The 20,890-nt window shown below is 67.3% G+C and carries 21 protein-coding genes; 9 read left to right on the top strand and 12 right to left on the bottom strand.

The genetic code is table 11. From position 1 onward, the window contains the following. The first annotated feature begins 61 nt into the window (after window positions 1-61). The 3 genes from ACXDF8_RS16730 to tet(V) all read left to right on the top strand — a co-directional run bounded on the left by ACXDF8_RS16730 (window position 62) and on the right by tet(V) (window position 2,700). Window positions 62-865 (top strand): enoyl-CoA hydratase, encoded by an 804-nt coding sequence (locus ACXDF8_RS16730; RefSeq protein WP_457224396.1) that lies wholly within the window; start codon window positions 62-64, stop codon window positions 863-865. 142 nt (window positions 866-1,007) lie between these two features. After that, window positions 1,008-1,358 (top strand): type II toxin-antitoxin system HicB family antitoxin, encoded by a 351-nt coding sequence (locus tag ACXDF8_RS16735; protein WP_457224397.1) that lies wholly within the window; start codon window positions 1,008-1,010, stop codon window positions 1,356-1,358. 49 nt (window positions 1,359-1,407) lie between these two features. Further along, window positions 1,408-2,700, top strand: coding sequence for a tetracycline efflux MFS transporter Tet(V) (gene tet(V) / locus ACXDF8_RS16740; RefSeq protein ID WP_457224398.1), 1,293 nt, complete (start codon window positions 1,408-1,410; stop codon window positions 2,698-2,700). Here tet(V) and ACXDF8_RS16745 read toward each other — a convergent pair. The 3 genes from ACXDF8_RS16745 to ACXDF8_RS16755 form a co-directional block, all read right to left on the bottom strand. Continuing rightward, window positions 2,697-3,398, bottom strand: a complete 702-nt coding sequence (locus tag ACXDF8_RS16745; protein ID WP_457224399.1) for a CPBP family intramembrane glutamic endopeptidase — start codon at window positions 3,396-3,398, stop codon at window positions 2,697-2,699. The two genes, tet(V) and ACXDF8_RS16745, sit on opposite strands and share 4 nt — an antisense overlap. Next, window positions 3,395-4,537 (bottom strand): NAD(P)H-binding protein, encoded by a 1,143-nt coding sequence (locus ACXDF8_RS16750; RefSeq protein WP_457224400.1) that lies wholly within the window; start codon window positions 4,535-4,537, stop codon window positions 3,395-3,397. The genes ACXDF8_RS16745 and ACXDF8_RS16750 overlap by 4 nt, the downstream gene beginning before the upstream one ends. Before the next feature lie 68 nt (window positions 4,538-4,605). Continuing rightward, on the bottom strand, window positions 4,606-5,127 hold the full coding sequence (locus ACXDF8_RS16755; RefSeq protein WP_457224401.1) for a gamma carbonic anhydrase family protein: 522 nt from the start codon (window positions 5,125-5,127) through the stop codon (window positions 4,606-4,608). Window positions 5,128-5,293: 166 nt separating this feature from the next. Between ACXDF8_RS16755 and ACXDF8_RS16760 the strand changes: the two genes are divergently transcribed. Then, window positions 5,294-6,082, top strand: coding sequence for a fasciclin domain-containing protein (locus ACXDF8_RS16760; protein ID WP_457224402.1), 789 nt, complete (start codon window positions 5,294-5,296; stop codon window positions 6,080-6,082). Here the strand turns inward: ACXDF8_RS16760 and ACXDF8_RS16765 are convergent. The 4 genes from ACXDF8_RS16765 to ACXDF8_RS16780 form a co-directional block, all read right to left on the bottom strand. After that, the gene (locus ACXDF8_RS16765) at window positions 6,079-6,888 is read right to left on the bottom strand and encodes a crotonase/enoyl-CoA hydratase family protein (RefSeq protein WP_457224403.1); all 810 of its coding nucleotides are present in this window, start codon (window positions 6,886-6,888) and stop codon (window positions 6,079-6,081) included. The genes ACXDF8_RS16760 and ACXDF8_RS16765 overlap by 4 nt on opposite strands. Next, window positions 6,888-8,045: a thiolase family protein gene (locus ACXDF8_RS16770; RefSeq protein ID WP_457224404.1), complete on the bottom strand. Its 1,158-nt coding sequence runs from the start codon at window positions 8,043-8,045 to the stop codon at window positions 6,888-6,890. The genes ACXDF8_RS16765 and ACXDF8_RS16770 overlap by 1 nt, the downstream gene beginning before the upstream one ends. Before the next feature lie 99 nt (window positions 8,046-8,144). Next, the gene (locus ACXDF8_RS16775; RefSeq protein WP_457224405.1) at window positions 8,145-9,869 is read right to left on the bottom strand and encodes a DUF3556 domain-containing protein; all 1,725 of its coding nucleotides are present in this window, start codon (window positions 9,867-9,869) and stop codon (window positions 8,145-8,147) included. Between the two features lie 137 nt (window positions 9,870-10,006). Beyond that, window positions 10,007-10,522: a DoxX family protein gene (locus ACXDF8_RS16780; protein WP_457224406.1), complete on the bottom strand. Its 516-nt coding sequence runs from the start codon at window positions 10,520-10,522 to the stop codon at window positions 10,007-10,009. Window positions 10,523-10,759: 237 nt separating this feature from the next. Between ACXDF8_RS16780 and ACXDF8_RS16785 the strand changes: the two genes are divergently transcribed. Genes ACXDF8_RS16785 through ACXDF8_RS16795 form a run of 3 tightly spaced genes read left to right on the top strand, consistent with a single transcriptional unit; the run spans window position 10,760 to window position 14,490 of the window. Then, on the top strand, window positions 10,760-12,577 hold the full coding sequence (locus ACXDF8_RS16785; RefSeq protein ID WP_457224407.1) for a flavin-containing monooxygenase: 1,818 nt from the start codon (window positions 10,760-10,762) through the stop codon (window positions 12,575-12,577). Beyond that, on the top strand, window positions 12,578-13,165 hold the full coding sequence (locus ACXDF8_RS16790) for a TetR/AcrR family transcriptional regulator (RefSeq protein ID WP_457224408.1): 588 nt from the start codon (window positions 12,578-12,580) through the stop codon (window positions 13,163-13,165). A gap of 26 nt (window positions 13,166-13,191) precedes the next feature. Next, window positions 13,192-14,490: an NtaA/DmoA family FMN-dependent monooxygenase gene (locus ACXDF8_RS16795; RefSeq protein ID WP_457224409.1), complete on the top strand. Its 1,299-nt coding sequence runs from the start codon at window positions 13,192-13,194 to the stop codon at window positions 14,488-14,490. A gap of 34 nt (window positions 14,491-14,524) precedes the next feature. Here the strand turns inward: ACXDF8_RS16795 and ACXDF8_RS16800 are convergent, their stop codons facing one another. From ACXDF8_RS16800 to ACXDF8_RS16815, 4 genes are read right to left on the bottom strand one after another with little or no spacing between them, the layout of a single operon-like run. Further along, a complete protein-coding gene (locus ACXDF8_RS16800; protein ID WP_457224410.1) occupies window positions 14,525-15,778 on the bottom strand; it encodes a DUF1298 domain-containing protein in 1,254 nt (417 codons plus the stop codon). A 54-nt stretch (window positions 15,779-15,832) separates the two neighbouring features. Next, the gene (locus ACXDF8_RS16805) at window positions 15,833-16,738 is read right to left on the bottom strand and encodes an alpha/beta fold hydrolase (RefSeq protein ID WP_457224411.1); all 906 of its coding nucleotides are present in this window, start codon (window positions 16,736-16,738) and stop codon (window positions 15,833-15,835) included. Window positions 16,739-16,756: 18 nt separating this feature from the next. Further along, entirely contained in the window at window positions 16,757-17,383 is a 627-nt protein-coding gene (locus ACXDF8_RS16810; RefSeq protein WP_457224412.1) for a hypothetical protein, read from the bottom strand. After that, window positions 17,380-18,021, bottom strand: coding sequence for an Rv1363c family protein (locus tag ACXDF8_RS16815; RefSeq protein ID WP_457224413.1), 642 nt, complete (start codon window positions 18,019-18,021; stop codon window positions 17,380-17,382). The genes ACXDF8_RS16810 and ACXDF8_RS16815 overlap by 4 nt, the downstream gene beginning before the upstream one ends. A 268-nt stretch (window positions 18,022-18,289) precedes the next feature. Here ACXDF8_RS16815 and ACXDF8_RS16820 point away from each other — a divergent pair, with 268 nt between their 5' ends. Next, on the top strand, window positions 18,290-19,144 hold the full coding sequence (locus tag ACXDF8_RS16820) for an alpha/beta fold hydrolase (RefSeq protein ID WP_457224414.1): 855 nt from the start codon (window positions 18,290-18,292) through the stop codon (window positions 19,142-19,144). 66 nt (window positions 19,145-19,210) lie between these two features. After that, window positions 19,211-19,861, top strand: a complete 651-nt coding sequence (locus tag ACXDF8_RS16825) for a VC0807 family protein (protein ID WP_457224415.1) — start codon at window positions 19,211-19,213, stop codon at window positions 19,859-19,861. Here the strand turns inward: ACXDF8_RS16825 and ACXDF8_RS16830 are convergent. Beyond that, window positions 19,836-20,885, bottom strand: a complete 1,050-nt coding sequence (locus ACXDF8_RS16830; protein WP_457224416.1) for a cupin domain-containing protein — start codon at window positions 20,883-20,885, stop codon at window positions 19,836-19,838. The genes ACXDF8_RS16825 and ACXDF8_RS16830 overlap by 26 nt on opposite strands. Window positions 20,886-20,890: the final 5 nt, after the last annotated feature.

Consider the following 20,890-nt stretch of genomic DNA (forward strand, 5'->3'; position numbering starts at 1 on the left):
CTATTTACACCCGCGCTCCCCCGACCCGGGCTGCGCCCCCGCCGACGCCTAAGGTGCAGCCATGACGACCATCGACGCTTACACCGGCATTCCGGAGCTCACTGTGTCGCTCGACGGCGGGGTGCTGTCGGTGACGTTGAACCGCCCGGACAGCCTGAATTCGCTGACCGCTCCGATGCTGCGGGCACTGGCCGACGCGATCGAGCATGCGGCCGGTGACCCGTCGGTGCGGGTGGTGCGCCTGGGCGGGGCGGGACGCGGGTTCAGCTCCGGTGCCGGTATCAGTGCCGAAGATCAGGCCAACCGCGCGCCGGGCAGCGACGACGTGCTGGAGCAGGCGAACCGTGCGGTGCGCGCGATCGTCGCTCTGCCCAAGCCGGTGGTCTCGGTCGTGCAGGGTCCGGCCGCGGGCGTCGGTGTGTCACTGGCCCTGTGCTGTGACGTCGTATTGGCTTCGGAGAAGGCGTTTTTCCTGCTGGCCTTCACCAAGATCGGGTTGATGCCCGACGGCGGCGCGTCGGCGTTGGTGGCCGCCGCGGTCGGCCGGATCCGCGCAATGCGGATGGCACTTCTGGCCGAGCGCATCTCGGCCGCCGAGGCCTACGAGTTCGGTCTGGTCAGCGCGGTGCACCCAGCCGACGAGCTCGAGGCCGCTGCGGGTGCGGTGATCGACACCCTGGTGTCCGGGCCGGCCCTCGCGCTGGGCAGGACCAAATTGGCCATCAACGCCTCGACGCTGACCGAGCTGGACGACGCGATCGAGCGCGAGAGCGAGGGACAGCTGAAGTTGTTGGCGTCCAATGACTTCCGCGAAGGAACTAAGGCCTTCCAAGAGCACCGCTCCCCGGAGTTCACCGACTCCTAGCCGGCCTCTGCCCTGACACCACTTTGTTCCAGAACGCGATATCACCGGCGATATCGCGTTCTGGAAAAGCCACTCATCCCCCAGTGACCTGGCCTCGACTACGCACTCGGAAATGTCGGGACCCCTCACCATCATGGGTCCCATGCCCAACTACACCTACCGGGCCGAGTGGTCGGACAATTGCTGCCAGTACCTGGGACTGTGCCTGGAATTCAAAGGCCGTTACGCAACGGCACTCACGGCACATGAAGCCATTGAGCGTGTCGAGAAATTGATCACGCGAGAACTAGAAGAACTGGCTGAACTCGGCATGGACCCACCGGAGTCATCGACCGACCGCCGCTACAGCGGCAACTTCATGGTGCGCACCGCTCCCGTGCTGCACCAACGGCTGACTGTTGAGGCCGCCGAGCAGGGGATCTCGTTGAACCGCTGGGCCAGTTACAAACTCGCCGGCCGCCCCGCGCCCTCAATCGAGGATCTCTTCGGCTGAGGCGAAAATCGTTGGACTCGGCCCTGATCCGTCAGGGACGATCAAGCCCATGGGTGTGCGCTACGACAGCGACCAGCCGGTGAGCACCGCCGCCGGTCGATGGCGCGTACTCGCACCGTTCCGCTACCGCGAGTTCCGGCTGCTCATCTCGGCGATGTCGATCTCACTGTTCGCCGAGGGCATGTGGACCGTGGTGATGGCCCTTCAGGTCATCGCCCTGGCCGACGACCCGGCGGCACTCTCCCTGGTCGCTGCCTGCCTCGGGGCCGGGATGCTGGCCTTCATCCTCGTGGGTGGCATCGTGGCCGACCGGGCGCCGCAACGCGCCATCATCATCGCCGTCGAGATGGCCAACGTCGCCGCGACCGGCGCCGTCGCGGTCCTCGGCCTACTCGGCGAGCTGCAGCTGTGGCATATGGCCGTCGCCGCAACGGTTCTCGGCGTCGGCGCCGCTTTCTTCTTCCCCGCCTACAGCGCCTACCTGCCGCGCATCCTGCCCGCCGACCACCTGCTTGCCGCCAACGGCGTCGAGGGCGCGATCCGGCCCACCCTGCAGCAGGCCATCGGGCCGGCCGCGGCGGGAGTTCTGGTCGGACTGACTTTCCCATCCCTGGGCAGCGTGACCGTGGCAGCCCTGTTCACCCTCGGACTCGTCCTGCTGGTCGCGATGCGCCCGGGCGAAGGCTCGCACATCGTGATGGCCGTCGATCGGGAGCAACCGCATGCGCTGACCGATCTGCGTGACGGCCTGCGCTTCGTGGTGCGCACCCCGTGGTTGCGCTGGACATTGCTATTCGCCAGCACCTGGGTGTTCCTGGCGCTCGGCCCGATCGAGGTGTTGTTGCCGTTCATCGCCCGCAACCGATTCGCCCATGGCGAGCAGGTGTACGGCGTGATGCTGGCCGCGTTCGGACTGGGCAGTGCGCTGGGCGCGCTGGCAGTGTCCTCGCGCCGACTACCCCGCCGCTACCTGACCGTCATTATGACGATGTGGGGGGCGGGCTCGCTACCGCTGGCCGTCGTCGGTTCGACATCGTCGCTGCCAGTGATGCTGGTCGCCCTGTTCGTGGTCGGCATCACCGACGGCGCGGGCATGGTCATCTGGGGCACCTTGCTGCAGCGGCGAGTACCACCGGCCATGCTCGGCCGGGTGTCGAGCCTGGACTTCTTCGTCTCGCTGGCGTTCATGCCGCTGTCGATGGCCGCCGCCGGTCCGCTGTCGAAAGTGGTGCCGGTCGAACTCATCTTCGCCGTGGCGGGTATCGCGCCGGTGGTGCTGGCCGCGGTCGCGCTCACTGCGGCACGCATGCCGCGCGACGAGCTCGCCCATCCGCTGCGCTAGGTCCACACCCCGAACATCGGCGGCAGGCCCAGCACCATGATCAGCCCCCACACCACGTGGGTGAGTACCGGCGCCAACACGCCGCCGGTGGCTCGGCGCTCCCAGGCGCACACCGTGCCAAGGATGATCGCGGCGAAGCCCAGCATCGGGTTTCCGCTGGCCGAGGTCACCGCCGTGTACAGCAGCGTGGAGATCACCACCGGGTGGAAGGCGCCGAGCGCGCTGTAGAGCGCGCCGCGGAAGAACAGCTCCTCGGCGAATCCGTTCACCAGGGTGATCGCCACCACGAGCGTGAGGCTGCCGTGGTTGGCGTACTCCAGAACCCGGGTGATGCGCTCGGCGACGGGCGGAATTTCGCGGGCCACCAGACCGCCGGCCACGAACACACCGCCGAGCAGCAGCCCGACGGCCAGGCCGGTGACCACCGGCCGCTGGTTGCGCCCCCGCCATCGGATGCAGCCCAGGTGCACCGGACCGGATGCCAGAGCACCCGCTGTCCACACCGCCGCCAGCGTCAGCGTCAGCCAGTAGAACGTCGCGTCCCCGGGCGTACGGGTCAGCGAGAAGCCCAGCAGCACTGCGCCGATGACCGACACGACGCAGACGACGCGGCGCCGGCGCCGCACCACCGACGGCCATTCCTGGGAGGGCACGGCAGCCTTGGCCGCGACGGCTCGGAACTCGGCGAGCACCGTCATAGGGCGCGGACCTTCTCCAGGAACAGATCGACACCAGTCCGCAGCACGCCCGCGACGGGACCGGGTACCGCGCCGAACAGCCTCAGCGCGGGCCGCGCCACAGCAGGGGTCACCGCCGCCGCCAGCCGGCGCAGCCGCAGAGCGTCCCCGCCGGCCCAGAGCGGGTCGCTGTCGGCGAGGTGGTGCGGATCGGCAAGCTCATCGACGGGCCGCGGCGGCGGACTGGACACCGACGCGGCGACGGCGTCCTCGATCTCGGTGAGACCGTCGGGCGGGTCCGGCACATGATCACGTAAGACAGTGTCGGAGGCCGTCATCGGATGGTCCAGCGATTCGATGAGATCGGCGGCCAGGCCACTCGGCACCGGCACGGCCATGCCGGCCACCCGGCCCACGATGCGGCGCGGGACGATGTCGTCGACCGGCAGCCCGGCCCGGAACTCACCGGCGGCATCGACGTAAGTCGACAGCAGTTCGCGGTAGGTGGTCCTGGTCGGTCCGACGATGTCGTAGGAGCCAGGCGGCACCCGGTCGGGGTCGGCAGCGGCGGTCAGGTAGTAGAGCACGTCGCGGATCGAGATCGGGTCGATGTCGTTCTCCGACCATGGCGGCAGCGGGATCAGCCAGAACCGGTCGCCGACGTACCGGATCATCTCGAAGGACGTCGATCCCGCACCGATGATGACCGCCGCGCCCAGCCACACCAGCTCGGCGCCGCCCTCGACCTTCAGAGCGCCGGCAACCTCGGCGCGGCCGGCCAGGTGCTCGGACAACGTGTCGTCCTCGGGGACGAACCCGCCGAGGTAAACGATGCGCCGCACTCCGGCTTCGGCCGCGGCGGCGGCCACGATGGCGGCGGCGGCATTGTCACGCTCGCGAAAACCGTGCTCGCCGATGCCGTGCACAAGGTAGTAGACGACGTCGATGGGACCCGCCACGGCAAAGGCCGTCTCGACCGAGGTTCGGTCACCGGCGTCGAACACCACCGCGCTCACCTCGTCGCACCAGCCGAACCGACCCAGTTTTTCCGGGTCGCGAGTGGCGGCCACGATCTCGTGACCGTCGCCGAGTAACTCGGCGATCAGCCGTGAGCCGACGTAGCCGGTAGCACCGGTAACCAGAATCCGCATCGACTCCACGTTAGGAAATATCGGCAGTCTGGGGGTGACGCAAACCTGACGTCACTGTGAGATCGGTCCCTCGCCGCTTAGGAGGGGTCTCGGTGCAGGTCGATGAGGTGCTCGTAGACCGCGGCGTTGGCCCGGTTCCCGTCGAGTTCGGCGTCGCTGAGTTCGCGGCGCACCTTGGCTGGCACACCGGCGACCAGCGAACGGGCCGGCACCACCATGCCCTGGGGCACCACCGCACCAGCTGCCACGATCGAGCCGGCCCCGATCACGGCGCCGTTGAGCACGATCGCCCCCATTCCGACCAGCGAGCCGTCCTCGACGGTGCAGCCGTGCAACACGGCGTTGTGGCCGACGGTCACCCCAGCGCCGATCCTGGCCGGGAATCCGGGGTCGACGTGTACGGTGGCGCCGTCCTGGATGTTGCTGCCGGTGCCCACCTCGATCGACTCCGCCTCGGCGCGCAGAGTCGCCGAGTACCAGACACTGGCGCGTGCGCCGAGGACCACCCGGCCGATCACCGCCGCGTTGGGGGCGACCCAGGACTCGGCGTGCAGTTCAGGCGTGTGCCCGCGGACGGACATGATCAGTGGTTCGGGCATGGCCGCCATCGTAGGCAGACGCCGCTGAGGACCCTTGACAGGCCCTGACCTGCCAGTTCACTGCCCGTTTTGATACCGGCGCTTTGCTGCCGATACGATTCCCCCCGGCGTGGCGGTAGCCGGGGACCGCAATGTGCCGACTCATGAGCAGACTCAAGGAGCCGAAGTGAGCACTCGTACCAAGTCCCTCGGCGTGGCCGCGGCGCTGGCGGCTATCGCCGTCGCGATCCCGACGGCCGTTCAGGCCTACGCCGATCCGACCCCGAGCACCACTACCCCGGCGGCTCCCACCACCACGGCGATTCCGGTGCCGAGCATGAGCCAGCTCCCTGACCCGCAAGGCCCCGGCTGCGACGCCTACAAGAACCGGATCCCCACCGGCGCCGGGTCGTTCACGACCATGGGTAACCAGGTGGCGTCGGCTGCCATCGCCGCCAACCCCGACCTGAGCACCTTCAGTGCGGCGATCTCCGGCGGGCTCGACCCGGCGGTCAACATCGTCAGCGTGCTCGACGGCGGGCCGTATGTGGTGTTCGCACCGACCAACGACGCGTTCGCCAAGCTGGACGAGGCGACGCTGGCGCAGCTCAAGAGCGACCCCGCCGCGCTGACCAAGACGCTGTACTACCACATGGTGCTCGGCTACCTCGGCCCCGACGACCTGCACGGCAAGATGGCGACCCAGCAGGGCAGCCTGGTGTCGGTGACCGGCAAGGGCGGTGACATCAAGGTCAACGACACCGCCAAGGTGGTGTGCAGCTACACCGCCGCCGGCGCCTACATCTACATGATCGACACCGTGCTCACCCCGGATGATGCGCCGACCCCCAACACGGCGACGACCACGAGCACGACGCCGACCACGAGCACGACGCCGACCACCTCGACGTCGGCCGAGGTGCCGCCGGCTGAGGCTCCCCCGGCCTCGCCGACGACGACCCCCAAGCCCGCTTAGCGCGCCTTCCAGACCGGCGGGCGCTTCTCGGCGAAGGCCAGCGGCCCTTCTTTGGCGTCCTCGGACTTCATCAGTGGTCCGAGCTCACGCATGGTGCGCGTCCAGCCGGCCTCGTCGGAGCTGATGATCGCACCGCCGTCAGCCGGGTCGGCCCCGGCCGCGACCCGCTTGGACGCCTGCACGGCCAGTGGCGCGTTGACGGTGATGCGTTCGGCGAGTGCCAGTGCGGCATCGACGACGGTGCCGTCGGGCACGACGTCGTTGATCAGTCCCCACCGCAGCGCCTCGTCCGCGGTGATCGGTTCGCCGGTGAACAGCAGCTGCATGGCCACCTTGCGCGGCAGCTGCTCGACGATGCGGAACACCCCGCCCGCCGCAGCCACCAGTCCGCGCTTGACCTCGGGCAGCCCGAACTTCGCGCTCTCCTGCGCGACCACCAGGTCACTGGCCAATGCCAGTTCGGTCCCGCCGCCGAGCGCGATGCCGTTGACCGCTGCGATGGTGGGCTTGTCGATGAAATGGCGAACGTAGCCCGCGAAACCCCATTCGGGGTGTTGCGGGTGAAAGATGTTCTCCCGCCTGGAGATCGCCTTGAGATCGGCCCCGGCACAGAACGACTTATCCCCTGCACCGGTGACCACGACGGCCCACACCTCGGCGTCGTCCTGCGCTTGTTGCAGCGCATCCCCGAGCGCCAGGCTGACCGCCGCGTTGATGGCGTTGCGCGCCTCGGGGCGGTTGATGGTGATCAGGGCGACGTTGCCCCGCCGCTCGTAGAGAGCGGCGGGGGTCTCGACGTCGGTCACTACAGCAGCTCGAGGATCGTGGCGTTGGCCTGGCCGCCGCCCTCACACATCGTCTGCAGGCCGTACTGAATGTTGTTGTCCCGCATGTGGTACAGCAGCGTTGTCAGGATTCGCGCACCCGAACCGCCCAGCGGGTGGCCGAGCGCGATCGCGCCACCGTTGGGATTGAGCCGCTTCTCGTCGGCGCCGATGTCCTTGAGCCAGGCCAGCGGAACCGGAGCGAAGGCCTCGTTGACCTCGAACGCGCCGATGTCGTCGACGGTCAGGCCCGACTTCTTCAGGGCCTTCTGGGTGGCCGGGATCGGCGCGGTCAGCATGATGACCGGATCGGCACCGGCCAGCACCGCGGTGTGCACCTTGGCCAGTGGCTTGAGGCCCAGGTCCTTGGCCTTCTCCGCCGACATGATCAGCAGCGCGGCCGAACCGTCCGAGATCTGGCTGGAGTTGCCGGCGTGGATCACGCCGTCCTCGGAGAACGCGGGCTTGATCTTGGCCATCGACTCGACGGTGCCACCGCGGCGGATACCGCCGTCTTCGAGCACCACGGTGTCGTTGCCGTCGGCGTCCTTGGTCTTGATGCCGACGATCTGATCCTTGAATGCGCCGGAATCCTGTGCTGCAGCAGCCTTTTCGTGCGAGCGCAGGGAGAACTCGTCGAGCTGGGTGCGGCTGAAGCCCCACTGCTCGGCGATCATCTCGGCGCCGATGCCCTGGTTCGGGGTCTTGGCGTAGCGCGCCTTGAAGTTCTCCGAGTAGGGGTTGCCACCGTTGGCCAGCGAGGAGCCCATCGGGGTCCGCGACATCGACTCGACGCCACCGGCGACGACGACGTCATAGTGACCGGCGATGACGCCGGCCACCGCGAAATTCAGCGACTGCTGGCTCGAACCGCACTGGCGGTCGACGGTCACGCCGGCAACGGTCTCCGGCCAGCCCGCGGTCAGCACCGCGGTGCGGGCAATGTCGAGCGCCTGCTCGCCGGCCTGCATGACGCAGCCCCAGATCACATCGTCGACCAGAGCCGGGTCGACACCGGCCCGCTCGACCAGACCGTTGAGCACCTGGGCCGAGAGCTCCGCGGGGTGCACGCCGGACAGTGCGCCGTTGCGCTTGCCGACCGCTGACCGTACCGCTTCGACAATGACCGCTTCCGCCACCGGCTTCTCCTTTTGTGAGACGAATAGTTGGTCTTCGATTCTTAGCACCGGACCTCGCGCCGCCACGCAGCGGGGTCAACCAACCGTTCGGTCAGTCGCCTATCGACCGCTGGTGACGTGCACCGGCAGGGTGTCGTCCCAGGGCTGACGGGTCACCATGTCCGCGACGGCGACATACCCCGTCTCGAACTGACCGGTGGCAGCGTCGACCAGCCGGTACTCCTGGCGCTGCTGGTGGATGGGCTGGCCGTCGAGCAGGACCACCCGGACCTCGCCGGGTTCGAATCCGCAGCGCTTCTGCATGGCCTCGATCAGCTGTTCGTTGTGCATGTGCCCGTCGCCGAAGTTCCAGCCGATCGCCATGCTGCAGATGCGCTCGCCATCGGTGATGGAGTAGTCGTCCTCGTTCTGTCCAGCCATCGCGCGATGCGCCAACGTGAACAACGCTTTGCCGTGGGTGTTGAAGGCGCGGAAGGCATACCCCATGAAGATCGGGATCTGCGCGGCTTCCTTGCTGCCGTAGAACTTCTCGAGCTGGGCGGCCGGCATGTTGGCGATCGTCACCAGGTTCTTCTCGATCTTGGCCTCGGCCGAGGGCTTCACACACCACAGCGTGGTGTCCCAGTTGCCCGCGTAGTAGCGCATCCCGGGCAGGAAGGACACCTTGCGCGGCATCACATTGCCCAGGAACACGGTCGTCGCCAGCGCCAGGAACAACACGATCGGCCACGGTGTGGCGAGGTCGGCGATTCCGATCTGGGCGTGCGCGACGAACAGCGACAGCACCGAGAAGATCATGAAGACGTTCCACTCCAGCGGCACCCCCATCGGGATCGCCGACAGGATGCCCAGGTGGAAGCACACCATGACGATGGCCGCGATCGTCGTCGGCCACCCGCCGTGGGAGAAGAACAGCGCCAACGGAATCAGCATCTCGATGGCGGTGCTGATGTGGGCCAGGGCGTGCGACATCGGCCCAGGCCGAAGATCGTCGGGGAACTTCTTGAAGAACATCCGCTTGAGGAACCGCGGCCGCACCACCGGGCTGTTGGACATCATCGTGGAGATGACGAACGGGAAGTGCCGGGTCAGCTTGGAAATCGCCGCGCCGATCCAGATCGCCATGCAGACGAGTTTGGCGGCCACGATGATGTCGGCTCCGGCGAACAGGAACGCAACCGCGAAGGCGCCGTACACCTCGCCGCGGGCGGCCAGGAAAATCACCTTGTCGCGCAGCCCGGCCAGTGCGAGCAGCGCCACGACCGTCGCGATCTGCCAGGTGGGCAGCAACCCGACAGTGGTGCCCAGTTCCGGGATCGGCCCGGTGCCGTCCGAGAACAGCGCGACGACCAGTATGACGATCAGCGCCCCATAGAGCAGTACGTCGACGGGCCCACGGCTGTCGCCCTTGGTCAGGGGCACCCGGTTCGGCCACGGCGGCAGCCGGATCGTGTTGGGACGCAACCAGTACAGGATCGAGCCCATCGGCGGCCAGAAGCGATTGTTCAACGGTCCGAAGCCACAGCCGAGTCCGACGACCTCGAACAGCATCGTGTAGAGCACGGCCTTCTCATAGACGATCGGCTCCGACCACCATGACCCGATGTTGGTCAGCCCGTCGATTCCCTTGGTGGCCAACCCGAACAGCGCGCCGACGAAGACGTAGAGCAGGATCTTGACGACGTAGAACAGGTGCAGGGCCACCGGGGTTCCGAACCCGACTTCGGCCCAGTGCCGGGCCATCGGCTTGATCTTCTCCGCGCGCGTGCCCTTGCTCCACGTCTCGAAGTCGATGACGGGCGTTTCTTGCTTCAGAAATCCCATGGCGGCAAGACTAGAACGTGTTCCAGTCTTGCCGGAGCGCTTTGCCCGGGCTCTGCCCCGCGAGCAGACGCAAAGTTACCGCTTAGCCCGGCGTGTCGAATAACTTCGCGTCTGCTCGCGCTGGAGAAGTCAGGCCCTCAGGCCTTGGCGGGCGGGCGGTAGAAGATCGCCAGCTGTCCGATGCCACCGCCGAGGCCGAGGACTACCGCGATGAGCAATCCACACCACCCGTGCAGCAAGCTGTAGATACCAGTGCCGGAGAACAGGGCGTAGTCCAGACTCAGCCGTCCGGCGCCCGTCGCGGCGATCGCCACGGCCGAGGCCGCCAGCACCAGGTTGTACTCCCAGCCCTCCTTGACGATGAAAAAACCGTTGTGCCGGTGCACAGTCCAGGCCGCGACCAGCATCAGCGCCACGAACCCGGCGGCCGGCACAGGGGTGAGCAATCCGGCCGCCAGCCCCAGCCCGGCAGCCACCTCGGTGGTCGCCGCCACCCGGGCATGGAAGGTACCCGGCTTCATGCCGATGCTGTCGAACCAGCCGGCGGTGCCCTTAATCCGGCCGCCCCCGAAGAACTTGTTATAGCCGTGGGCGGCCATCGTCAGGCCGAGCACGAGTCGCAAGATCAGCAGTCCGATGTCGTAGGCAGTCACGGAGGTAAACCTAGAGCATCGTCGCCGATGCTGTGCAAGTGACCAGCCGAGATCGGCGCTGGCCGGCGCGGCATCTCCCACATCCTCGGCGCCACGCGAGAAGAGGCCCCGACATTTTTTGCGCCTGCACCTTTCGCAATACCGCCGCGATTGCATACGCTATGCCTCGACACCGACAGAGTGCCTATTGACAAGACACAGCGTCTAGCGAGATGACACGACCAGGAGCGTAGCGAGATGGCCGAGAACCTAGGGCCCAAACCCGCGCAGTACGACCCGGCGTGGGTCCGCGCCAAGTACGACCTCGAACGCGACAAGCGCATCCGCCCCGAGGGAGTCGGGCAGTTCGTCGAGGTCACCGCCGACTTCTCCCACTACGCCGATGACCCCTACGTCGAGCGGGTCGAACGCGACCCCGTCAGCGACCACGTCGAAGTGCTGATCATCGGCGGCGGTCTCGGCAGCCTGATCGCCGCGGTGCGGCTGCAAGAGTCCGGCATCGACGACATCCGGATCGTCGACACCGCGGGTGATTTCGGCGGCACCTGGTACTGGAATCGCTATCCGGGCATTCAGTGCGACATCGAGTCCTACATCTACCTGCCGCTGCTCGAAGAGGTCGGCTACATACCGACCGAGCGGTACGCGCACGGTGCGGAGATCCGCACCCACCTGCAGAACATCGCCCGCCACTTCGGGCTGTACCGCAACGCCCTGCTGCAGACCACGGTTACCGGTATGACCTGGGACGAGGACGCCTCCCTGTGGCGGGTGTCCACCGACCGCGGCGACGAGTTCACCGCCACGCTGGTCGCGGTGTCACCCGGGTCGCTGACCCGGCCCAAACTGCCCGGCATCCCCGGTATCAACGAGTTCGGTGGGCACACCTTCCACACCAGCCGGTGGGACTACGACTACACCGGCGGCGACGAAACCGGCGGGCTGACCCGCCTGGCCGACAAGCGGGTCGGGATCATCGGAACTGGTGCCACCAGTCTGCAGTGCGTACCGCACCTGGGGCGCTGGGCCAAGCAGCTCTACGTCTTCCAGCGCACCCCGAGCACCGTCGGCGAACGTGGCAATCGTCCCACCGATCCGCAGTGGGCGGCCGGCCTGCAGCCGGGCTGGCAGCGCGAGCGGATGGAGAACTTCACCCGGGTGACCGCCGGCCTCGAGCCGGTCGACGATCTCGTCGACGACGGCTGGACGCGCAATGCGTTGACATTAGGTGACCCTGCCGTCCTCCGGGAGAACGCGCGCCGCGGTCGGGAGATGACACCCGAAGAGGTCGCCGAGTTCCTCTACGAAGTCGACTGGAACGTGATGGAGCGGCTGCGGGCACGCATCGACGACGTAGTCAGCGACCCCAAGACCGCCGAATCGCTCAAACCCTGGTACCGGCTCAACTGCAAGCGCACCGGCTTCCACGACGAGTACCTGCCGACGTTCAACCGCGACAACGTCGAACTCGTCGATTCCGACGGTCGCGGCGTGGAGGCCTTCACCGAAACCGGCGTCGTCGTCGATGGGGTGCACTACGAGCTCGACGCCCTGGTCTTCGCCACCGGCTTCGAAGTGGGCACCTCCTACACCCGGCGGCTCGGATTCGAGATCGTGGGCCGAGACGGAGTGCGGCTGAGTGATAAGTGGGCCAAGGGCATGCGCACCCTGCACGGGTTGCAGACCCACGGCTTTCCGAACTGCTTCTTCCTCGGCTACACCCAGTCTGGGGTGTCGCCCAACTACACCCATACCGCCGAAGAGCGCGCCCGGCATTTCGCCTACCTGGTCACCCAATGGGCCCAGAAGGGTGCGGCCACCATCGAGGCCACCCGGGAGGCCGAGGACCAGTGGCTGGCCGCGATGGAGGAGGCTTCGGAGATCCCCAAGGCTTTCTACGCCGAGTGCACGCCGAGCTACCTCAGTTCGGAGGGCGACCGCGACAACCCGCACGGCATGCTGTCGACCAACTACGGCGGCAAGCCGGTGGAGTTCTTCGAGATGCTGGACAAGTGGCGCAGCACGGGTCACCTTGACGGGGTTATCTTCACGTAGATGACGCAGACCCCGACCAAGCTGACGATGCGCGATCGGCATCGGCTCCTCACCCGTGAGCACATTCTGGCGGCCGCGCTGGAGGTGTTCGCCGAGCGCGGCTACGTCGCGGTGACGATCGACGACATCGCCAAGCGGGCGGGTATCGGCCGGGCGACGTTCTATCTCCACTTCGACAGCAAGGCGGCGGTCCTGCGGGAGATTCGCGACACCCGGATGCAGGTGTGGTCCATGGAGGACGCTCCGCGCGGGGGTGAATCCGGGCGGCCGTCGATTCGGGCGTTCTTCGAGAAACTGGTGGTCTTCTACACTGCGGCACCCGATCTGTACAAGGTCTTGCATCAGGCCCGCGCAGCCGATCCGGATTTCGCTGCCGCCCATCGCGACACGATGGAAGCCGATGTCGAGGACTGGATTCGCCGCGACGTCATGGCAGACGCCACGGAAACTCAACTGCGCCTAGCCATCGCGATGATGTACACGATGGTCGACTCGTTCATGCACCTGTGGCTGGTCGAGGGCTGGCCACTGGACCACGACGCCGCCATCGAGGCGATGACCGACGCCCTGTACGCCACCATGCGCTGAAGACGCGCCACAACACGGAGATCCTGATGGCGAATCACCGGTACCTGCATTTGAACCTGGTAGCCAACGACATCAACCTGCACCAGGGTGCGCGCGGCTACGAACAGGCTCGCGGTATCGCCGAACGCGGCGCGTTCGAACGCCTCGTGGAATACGGGCGATTCGGGGATGAGGGCCTTTTCACCGCGCTGTTCATCGGTGACATCCCCGGGATGCAGAGCTCACCCGCTTTCGACGGCGGGCCCGCCGAACCCATCACCGCACTGACCGCCATCGCCCAGCACACCCAGCACGTGGGACTCATCGCCACCGCATCGACGACGTTCTACGACCCCTACAACCTGGCCAGGCTGCTGGCGTCGCTGGACCAGGCATCGGACGGTCGCGCCGGATACAATGCGGTGACGTCGGTGATCGACAAGTTCGCGCTGAACTACAGCCTGGACCAGCATCTGGATCGCGAAACTCGCTACGAGCGGGCCGACGAGTTCCTCACCGTGCTGCGAGCGCTGTGGGACAACCGGGAGCTACGCCGCGATCCCGACGGGCTGACCCGTTTCTATGCCAAACCAATCGATCACCGCGGCAACCTGTTTCACGTCACCGGACCTCTCAACGTCGCACCGAGCCGGCAGGGCCGGCCACTGATCGCCCAAGCGGGTAGCTCCGCCGCCGGAATCGGCATTGCGGCAAAGTACGCCGACATGGTCTTCACCAACGCCTCTACCCGTGACAGTGCGGCGGCCTACCGCGAAACTCTGGACACGGCACTCGCCGACGCGGGCCGCCGTCCCGGATCGGTTCCGGCGATACCCGGCCTCATCCCGTACCTCGCGCGTACCACGGAGGAAGCCGAGGACATGGTGCGCGATCTGGACAACTATGTGCAGTGGGAACAGGTTGCCCCGTTTGCGTTGGGGCAGTTCGGGTTCGACATTCCCTACGACGACATCGACGACCCGTTCCCGTTCGCCGCCCTGCCGCGCCCCGAGGACGTCGAGGCGACCATCTCGAGCACGTTCGGAAACTACGTCAGCCTGTACTCGTGGATCCAGGAGCATCCCGGGGCGACAGTTCGTGACGTCGTCGCTCAGGCCGTCGGACGCGGCGGGGCCACACACCGCAAGTTCGTGGGCTCCTACGACGACATCGTCGAGGACTTCGCGGCCTGGCACGCCGACGGCTACGTCGGCGGCTTCAACCTGATGTTCGCGGCTGGTGCATGGTCCATCCGCGAGTTCATCGACGAGGTGGTTCCCCGGCTGATCGACCGCGGGATCTATCGCGCCGACCCCGACGACCGTCCGCTGCGGGAACGTTTCTGACCCGCGTTACCGCGGCATTGCCGCAACACCCTTTTCAGGGCTGGAGAACGGCCCGCAACCTGGCCACATAGTCATCGACGTCGATATTCGCCGAATCGGCATGCACGCTGATTGCGACGACATCGCCGATACCGTGCACGCCGTGGGTCAGGCTCATCATCGGCGATAGCGCCGGATAGCCGGCGGTGAGCACCACCGGGCAGTCGCCGAAGGACAGGTCGCCCGCTCCGCGGTTGACGCTGGAGACGACGGTGTTACCGGTGACGGTCTCGGAGCGGATGTCGGGATCGAACTGCCGCACACCCCATCGCAGCAGCGGTGCCGGCACCGCGCCGAAGGCGGCCGCCGAGGTGAGCGTCGCCGGGTGTTGGCCGCGACGGCGCTGTGCGGCCAGCTCGGCGGCGATCAGCTCCGCGCGCCGGACCCGGCCGGCCTCCGGGTGCAGGCCGATGCCAACATTGCGGAAATTGTTGTGGGTAACCGGATTTGGCGCACCGGCCATCGGAACCTCGGCACGTAGCGCCGAGGGGTCCTCACCGCGGCGAGTGAGGTAGCCGGCCAGTGCTTCGGCGATCGCCACCAGCGCCGCGACCGTCACCGTCGGGCCGCCCAGGCACTCCCGGTCCAACACCAGGGTGCGCAGCGCCGGCGTCGCCAGGGGCCGGCGGTTGATGCTGAGCACCCGGCTCCCCGGGACCGGCGGCGCGATCCGGCCCGCCGCGATGTCTCGCGTCAGCATCCGGTGCGCGCGGGTGGCGGCGACGGCCCGCGCGGGCAGGAACCCGCGCTTAGGGGTGGCGGGGACCGCCACCGGCTGCTCGCGGCCCAGCAGTGCACCGGCCAGCGCCGCCGACCGGGTGCCGTCGCCGAGGGCATGCCCGAGCTGCACCACCACCACCGAGCCGGCGCCAGCCACACCGGGAATATCGCGAACATGTGGGAAAACGTGTGCACGCCAACTCATTCGATGCAGGTCGAGCTGGTTGGCGGCAAGCCGGGTCACGGTGTCCAGGCAGCCCTGCCAGTCCAGACCGCCGTGATGAACGGAGAACAGGTCCGGGCCCACCGGACCGTGCTGCCAGCGCGGGTACCGCCACCGGCCGTCATCGACGATTCGCAGGCGCAGCTCGTCGCACACCTCGGCGCGGCGCCGCAGTTCGTCGACAGCGGCGTCGGTGTCCACCGGCGAGCCGGCGAAGGCGTACAGCAGGAACTGGTCGTTGGGGATCACGGCCGACAGCCACGCCATCTGCGCGTCGACGGCTGTCATTCTCCTGCTGGCGGGCATGGCTGCCATTGTCCCAGGACTCCCAGGACTCCCAGGACTCCTAGAGCCACACTCCTAGGACCTAGCCCCGAGGAAGTCCACGATCCGCCGACCAACCGCCTCGGGCTGCTCGAGCTGCAGGAAGTGCCCGGCGTGCTCGACAATCGCCACGTCGCTTCCCGGCGGCAGCACGTCGCAGACCCAGGGCGTGAATTCCGGTGTCATACAACCGTCGTCGTTGCCGTGCAGATAGAGGGTGGGCAACTGTGGCGCTTCGGTCCACCAGCGGTGCAATTCGGCGTAGCGGGCCGGCGGGCGGGTGTTGCGGATGGTCGCCCGGTACGGGCCCAGCGCCGCACGCCAGCGGTCCGGCGATCCGATCGCGGCGTCGACGTGGCGCAGGTCCTCGGTGGCGTCGTAACCCGGCGACCAGCGCCGCCACAGCAGCGGAACGATCCATGACGGCGACCGCTCCGGCAGGACCGGCAATTGAAAGTAGCTGATGTACCAGCTGCGCAGCACCTGCGCGGGCAGCAGGCGCAGCAGCCGGCCGCGATTGGGCACCGGGCCGTTCGGGCGCAGTGCCGCCGACGGCGGCACCGACATGACGACCGCCTTGGCGAACGGGCTGTCTGGCATCGCGGCCAGGCCGGTGGCCGCGATCGCACCCCAGTCGTGGCCGATCACGACGTCGGAGTCGGTGGGATCGCTGGCGGCGCGCACCTGCAGAGCGTCGTCCATCAGCGCACCGATGTGGTAGCTGCCGTCGGTGGGAACCGACGAGGGCACGTAACCGCGCATGAATGGGGCGACGACCCGATAACCCGCCGCCACCAGCAGCGGGGCGAGCTTGCGGAATCCCCATGCGGTATCGGGAAAGCCGTGCAGGCACAACGCGATCGGGCCGTCGGCAGGTCCCCAGGTGAGTGCGCGCAGCTGGACCGCCGGCGCTGAGACGTCAATCCAGCGTGGCTCGGTCACCGCGTTCCCCTCCCCCACCTAGATCGGATCGAACCCCGAGATCAGCCAGCGGTCGCCGACCTTCTCCAGGGTCACCCGGACGCTGGAGGCGGTACTGCTCGGCGCGCCGGTTCCGACGACGACAGTCTGGTCGACGAACAACAGCACCACGGCGTGGTCGGGCTTGGCCGACACCGACGCGGCGGCGGGCACCTGGGCGACGGCGGAGATCTTCTTCTCCTTGGCGCCGGGGATGACGACGTTGTTGACCAGTTGGGTGTAGGCGTCCAGGAAGCTTCCGGTGAGCCGACCCCGTGCGGCACCGAGATCCTTTTCGACAGTGTCCGGCTTGTAGCTCAGCAGGGCGACGGTCGAGTCCTTGGCGGCCTGCACGGACTGGGTGCGGGCGGTGTCGGCGTCGCGGCGCGACGAGTCCTGCCACTTCAGGAACCCGGCACCGGCGCCAAGGAGCAGCGCCAGGATCGGCAGCAGCCCGAAAGCCACCACACGGGCCAGACTGAAGCCCGGTTTGTCCACCGGATCCGCCGGTGCGTCCGGTGCGTCCGGTGCGTCCGGGGTGTCGCTGTCGGCCGGGGTGTCGCTGTCGGTGAGTTCGACCGCGGTGGTCTCTTCCTCGACAGGCTCGGATTTGTCGTCAGTCGTCACGGTACGAACTCCACTTTCGAGACCTTGGCTTCTTCGTCGCCGGTCTTCTTGACCGTCAGGCGCATCCGCCATGACCGCGGTTGTTGTTCCTGCGCACCACGATTGGACGTTTGGACGGTGACGGCGACCAATACCTGGCCCTCATCGCCGGTGACCGATTCGAGGCCCGCCTCGGTGACGGTGCCCACCGATTTGGACTGTGCCTGCTTGACGACGTCGATGAAAGGTTGGGACCGCTTGGCGAAGTCGTCGTAGAACTGGTCGGTCGCGGAGTCCAGGATGCGTGCCACGTCGGCGTCGGCGTGCTCGAAGTCGATGGTGGTGAGGTTGATGGCACCTTGGCGCCCGACACCGACGAAGAGCGCGTCGAGTTGGTCGGCCTTCCTGACCTCCCACGCGCGGTAGCCCAACCAGCCGGTGAGCGCGCCGAGAGCGACGACCACGACCAGCCCGACCATCAGCGCAAGCCGGACGTGCGAGAGCCCGGTCTTCGGCGTCGTCGCCTCCGCGTCGCTTTCGGTGAAGTCTTCGGCGCTTTCGGTCGCTTCTGCGGTGTCGGTCGCTTCGACGGCGTCACCCGTCTCGGCTGCGGTGGTTGCCTCGGCCTCGTCGTCGGGCACGGCGGGCTCGTCGGCCATATTTCTCCTCTGCGTACTACTGGGCCGGATCACCGGCACTCCGGCGAAAGGGTACCGGTAGCGGCTGTGAGGGTCGTCACGGGTTGGCGGCGGCGGCCTCCAGCTCCGCGACGACGATTCGCCGCATACCGACCACCGCCCGGGTCGCCGCAGCCGCTCGGGCCCCGTCCCGATAGGACAGCGGCACCAACAGCGGGGTGGGGTGCCGAAAACCGTCGCGTAGACCGCTTGGGTAACGTCCCTACCAGGTTCGGCCGAGAGGATGCCCGTGAGCAGCACGAACAGCGGTTCGCACACCGTGGAGTTCCGCGGCGAGAAAGACCTGACGCTGGTGGCCGACGAGTGGACGCCGGAGTCGGTCGGCGACCGGCCCACCATCCTGATGCTGCACGGCGGCGGACAGAACCGACTCTCGTGGAAGAACACCGGTCAGGTACTCGCCGATGCCGGATTCCACGTCATCGCGATCGACGCCCGTGGGCACGGCGACAGCGATCGCGCGCCCAACGCCGAGTACACCGTCGACGCGCTGGCCCAGGATGTGCTGCGGGTGATCGAGCAGATCGGGCGCCCCGTCGTGCTGATCGGGGCCAGCATGGGTGGGCTGACCGGCATCGCGGTCGCCGAACTGGCCGGCTCGCAGAAGGTGACCAAGCTGGTGCTCGTCGACGTCGTACCGCGCGTCGAGCCCCAGGGCACCGACCGGATCCGCGACTTCATGTTCAGCCACGTACACGGCTTCGACACCCTAGAGCAGGCCGCCGACGCCATCTCCTCCTACCTGCCGCACCGCCAGCGTCCGAAGAATCTGGACGGTCTGAAGAAGAATCTCCGCCACCGCGACGGACGCTGGTTCTGGCATTGGGATCCGGCGTTCCTCACTCCCACCGACGATCCGTTCGTCCACGTCGAGCGGCTCGAGCGGTCCGCGACGAACCTGACCATTCCGATCCTGCTGATCCGCGGCAAGCTCTCCGACGTCGTCAGTGCGCAAGGTGTCGAGGACTTCCTGGCCAAGGTGCCGCGGGCGGAGTTCGTCGAACTGTCCGACGCCGGCCACACCGCCGCCGGTGATGACAACGACGCCTTCAGCGAAGCCGTCGTCGCCTTCGTCACCGGCTGAGTGCGGGCCCGCGGCTCGCCAGCCGCCAAGAGTTCCCTCCAAGGTTGGTTGGCTACCGTCTGTCGGATGACCGGTGAGCGCTCGCTTCATCCATTCGTTCGCGGCGTCCTACTCGACATCGCACCACCGCTGATTGCCTACTACGGCCTTCGCGCCCTTGGTGTCTCGGAATACATCGCGCTGCTTGCGGCCACGGTGCTGGCCGGGATCAAGGTCTGCCACGACGCCGTCCGGGCGCGCAGGCTCGACCCCTTCGCCGGCTACCTGATGCTGAACTTCGGACTCAGCCTGGCCGTTGGCCTGGCCACGTCGGATGCTCGCATGCTGATGGCCGGCGACACCCTAGTCGGCGGCATCGGCGCGCTGATATTTCTCGGCAGCTGCTTTCTGCGCACCCCGTTGACGCAGGTCGTCGCGAATCGGGTCCGGCCCGACGACGGATCCTTGCAGCCGGGCGAGGCCGCCTTCAAACACCGGGTGCACGTCGTCCTGTCCGCCGTGTGGGGAGTCGGCCTGCTGTTGGGAACGATCGTCAGCCTGTACCTGATCTTCACGGTGTCCGTCGATGTCGCCAAGGGCGTGAACACGGCGATCTCGCTGTCGGTCACCGGACTCTTGATCGCGGCGACGGTGATCATCGCGCGACGCGCCAGGGCTCGATGGGACGCCGGTGTGACCGGGCGCCCACGGCTCAGTCGACCGGGTTCACCCGGCTGACCACCAGCGGATCGGCGGGGGTGAACGGAAAGTCCGGTAGGTCGCCGATGTGGGTGTTGAATGCGGCGGCCAGCACTTCGCGGCTGTAGGCGCTCGCCGAGGCCCGGTAGCCGATGTCCGCCGGGAACGGCTGGTCGAAGAAGATGAGGAAATGCCAGTCCTCGGTGCCGATGTTCTCGATGTGGTGCGGATAGGCCGCCGGAATGAAGTACATGTCGCCGCTTGTCATCGTCCAGGTGTCCAGCGTCCCATCGGGATTCATCACGGTCATCCTGGCGTCGCCGTGCTTGACGTAGCCCATCTCACCGGTGACCGGATGCCAATGTGGTTCGCGCATACCGTCTTCGGACACCCGCAGCGAATACATCGACATGTCCTTCAAGGCCGGCCAGAACTGGTCGCGGGCGAAACGCGCGCTGCCACTGACGTAGTTGAGCCCCGGGGCTGACGCCTCGACGTCAAACTTGTGCGGGTCGTTGAAGTGGGCGGCCTCGGGCACCACCGGATCGCCGATCCGCTTGGCCAGCTTGCGGTCGGTGGTGTCGCGGTGAATCTTGGCGAAGTCCGAGGACGGTAAATCGTAGGTGTTGCCGAGCACGGCATCGCTGAAGGCGCCGAACGTCGCACCGAGTCCGAAGTCTTCGGGCCGTTCGTTGCGGAACGCGATGATGAACTCGGCGACGTCGGTGCCGATGTTCTCGATGTGGTGCAGCGAACCGGAGTCGACGTGGAACATCTGGCCCGCGGTCACAATGAAATTCGCGAAGCGGCTGTGGTCGTCGAGCACCGACACCAGCGCGGTGCCCGAGACGCAGTAGGTCAGCTCGTTGGCGTTGGCATGCCAGTGCGGGGTCCGCATGGAGCCGGGGTTGAGCAACACCCGCTTGATCGACAGGTTCTTCAGGACGGGCAGGTTATCGACGGTAACCCGGCGCATCGACCCGAAGTCGTTCTCCTCGACGATCTCACCGTCGTTCAGGGACACGGTGTGGGTGCTGCGGGCGGGCGTGCTGGCTGTGGTCATGCGGG

The sequence above is a fragment of the Mycolicibacterium sp. CBM1 genome (assembly GCF_054073305.1).

What these genes read in the sequence shown, in the direction of transcription:
- ACXDF8_RS16825 (WP_457224415.1), top strand. Translation starts at nt 19,211, where the DNA reads ATGACCGGTGAGCGCTCGCTTCATCCATTCGTTCGCGGCGTCCTACTC.
- ACXDF8_RS16755 (WP_457224401.1), bottom strand. Translation starts at nt 5,127, where the DNA reads ATGCCCGAACCACTGATCATGTCCGTCCGCGGGCACACGCCTGAACTG.
- ACXDF8_RS16730 (WP_457224396.1), top strand. Translation starts at nt 62, where the DNA reads ATGACGACCATCGACGCTTACACCGGCATTCCGGAGCTCACTGTGTCG.
- ACXDF8_RS16815 (WP_457224413.1), bottom strand. Translation starts at nt 18,021, where the DNA reads ATGGCCGACGAGCCCGCCGTGCCCGACGACGAGGCCGAGGCAACCACC.
- ACXDF8_RS16775 (WP_457224405.1), bottom strand. Translation starts at nt 9,869, where the DNA reads ATGGGATTTCTGAAGCAAGAAACGCCCGTCATCGACTTCGAGACGTGG.
- ACXDF8_RS16795 (WP_457224409.1), top strand. Translation starts at nt 13,192, where the DNA reads ATGGCGAATCACCGGTACCTGCATTTGAACCTGGTAGCCAACGACATC.
- ACXDF8_RS16790 (WP_457224408.1), top strand. Translation starts at nt 12,578, where the DNA reads ATGACGCAGACCCCGACCAAGCTGACGATGCGCGATCGGCATCGGCTC.
- ACXDF8_RS16785 (WP_457224407.1), top strand. Translation starts at nt 10,760, where the DNA reads ATGGCCGAGAACCTAGGGCCCAAACCCGCGCAGTACGACCCGGCGTGG.
- ACXDF8_RS16745 (WP_457224399.1), bottom strand. Translation starts at nt 3,398, where the DNA reads ATGACGGTGCTCGCCGAGTTCCGAGCCGTCGCGGCCAAGGCTGCCGTG.
- ACXDF8_RS16830 (WP_457224416.1), bottom strand. Translation starts at nt 20,885, where the DNA reads ATGACCACAGCCAGCACGCCCGCCCGCAGCACCCACACCGTGTCCCTG.
- ACXDF8_RS16735 (WP_457224397.1), top strand. Translation starts at nt 1,008, where the DNA reads ATGCCCAACTACACCTACCGGGCCGAGTGGTCGGACAATTGCTGCCAG.
- ACXDF8_RS16800 (WP_457224410.1), bottom strand. Translation starts at nt 15,778, where the DNA reads ATGCCCGCCAGCAGGAGAATGACAGCCGTCGACGCGCAGATGGCGTGG.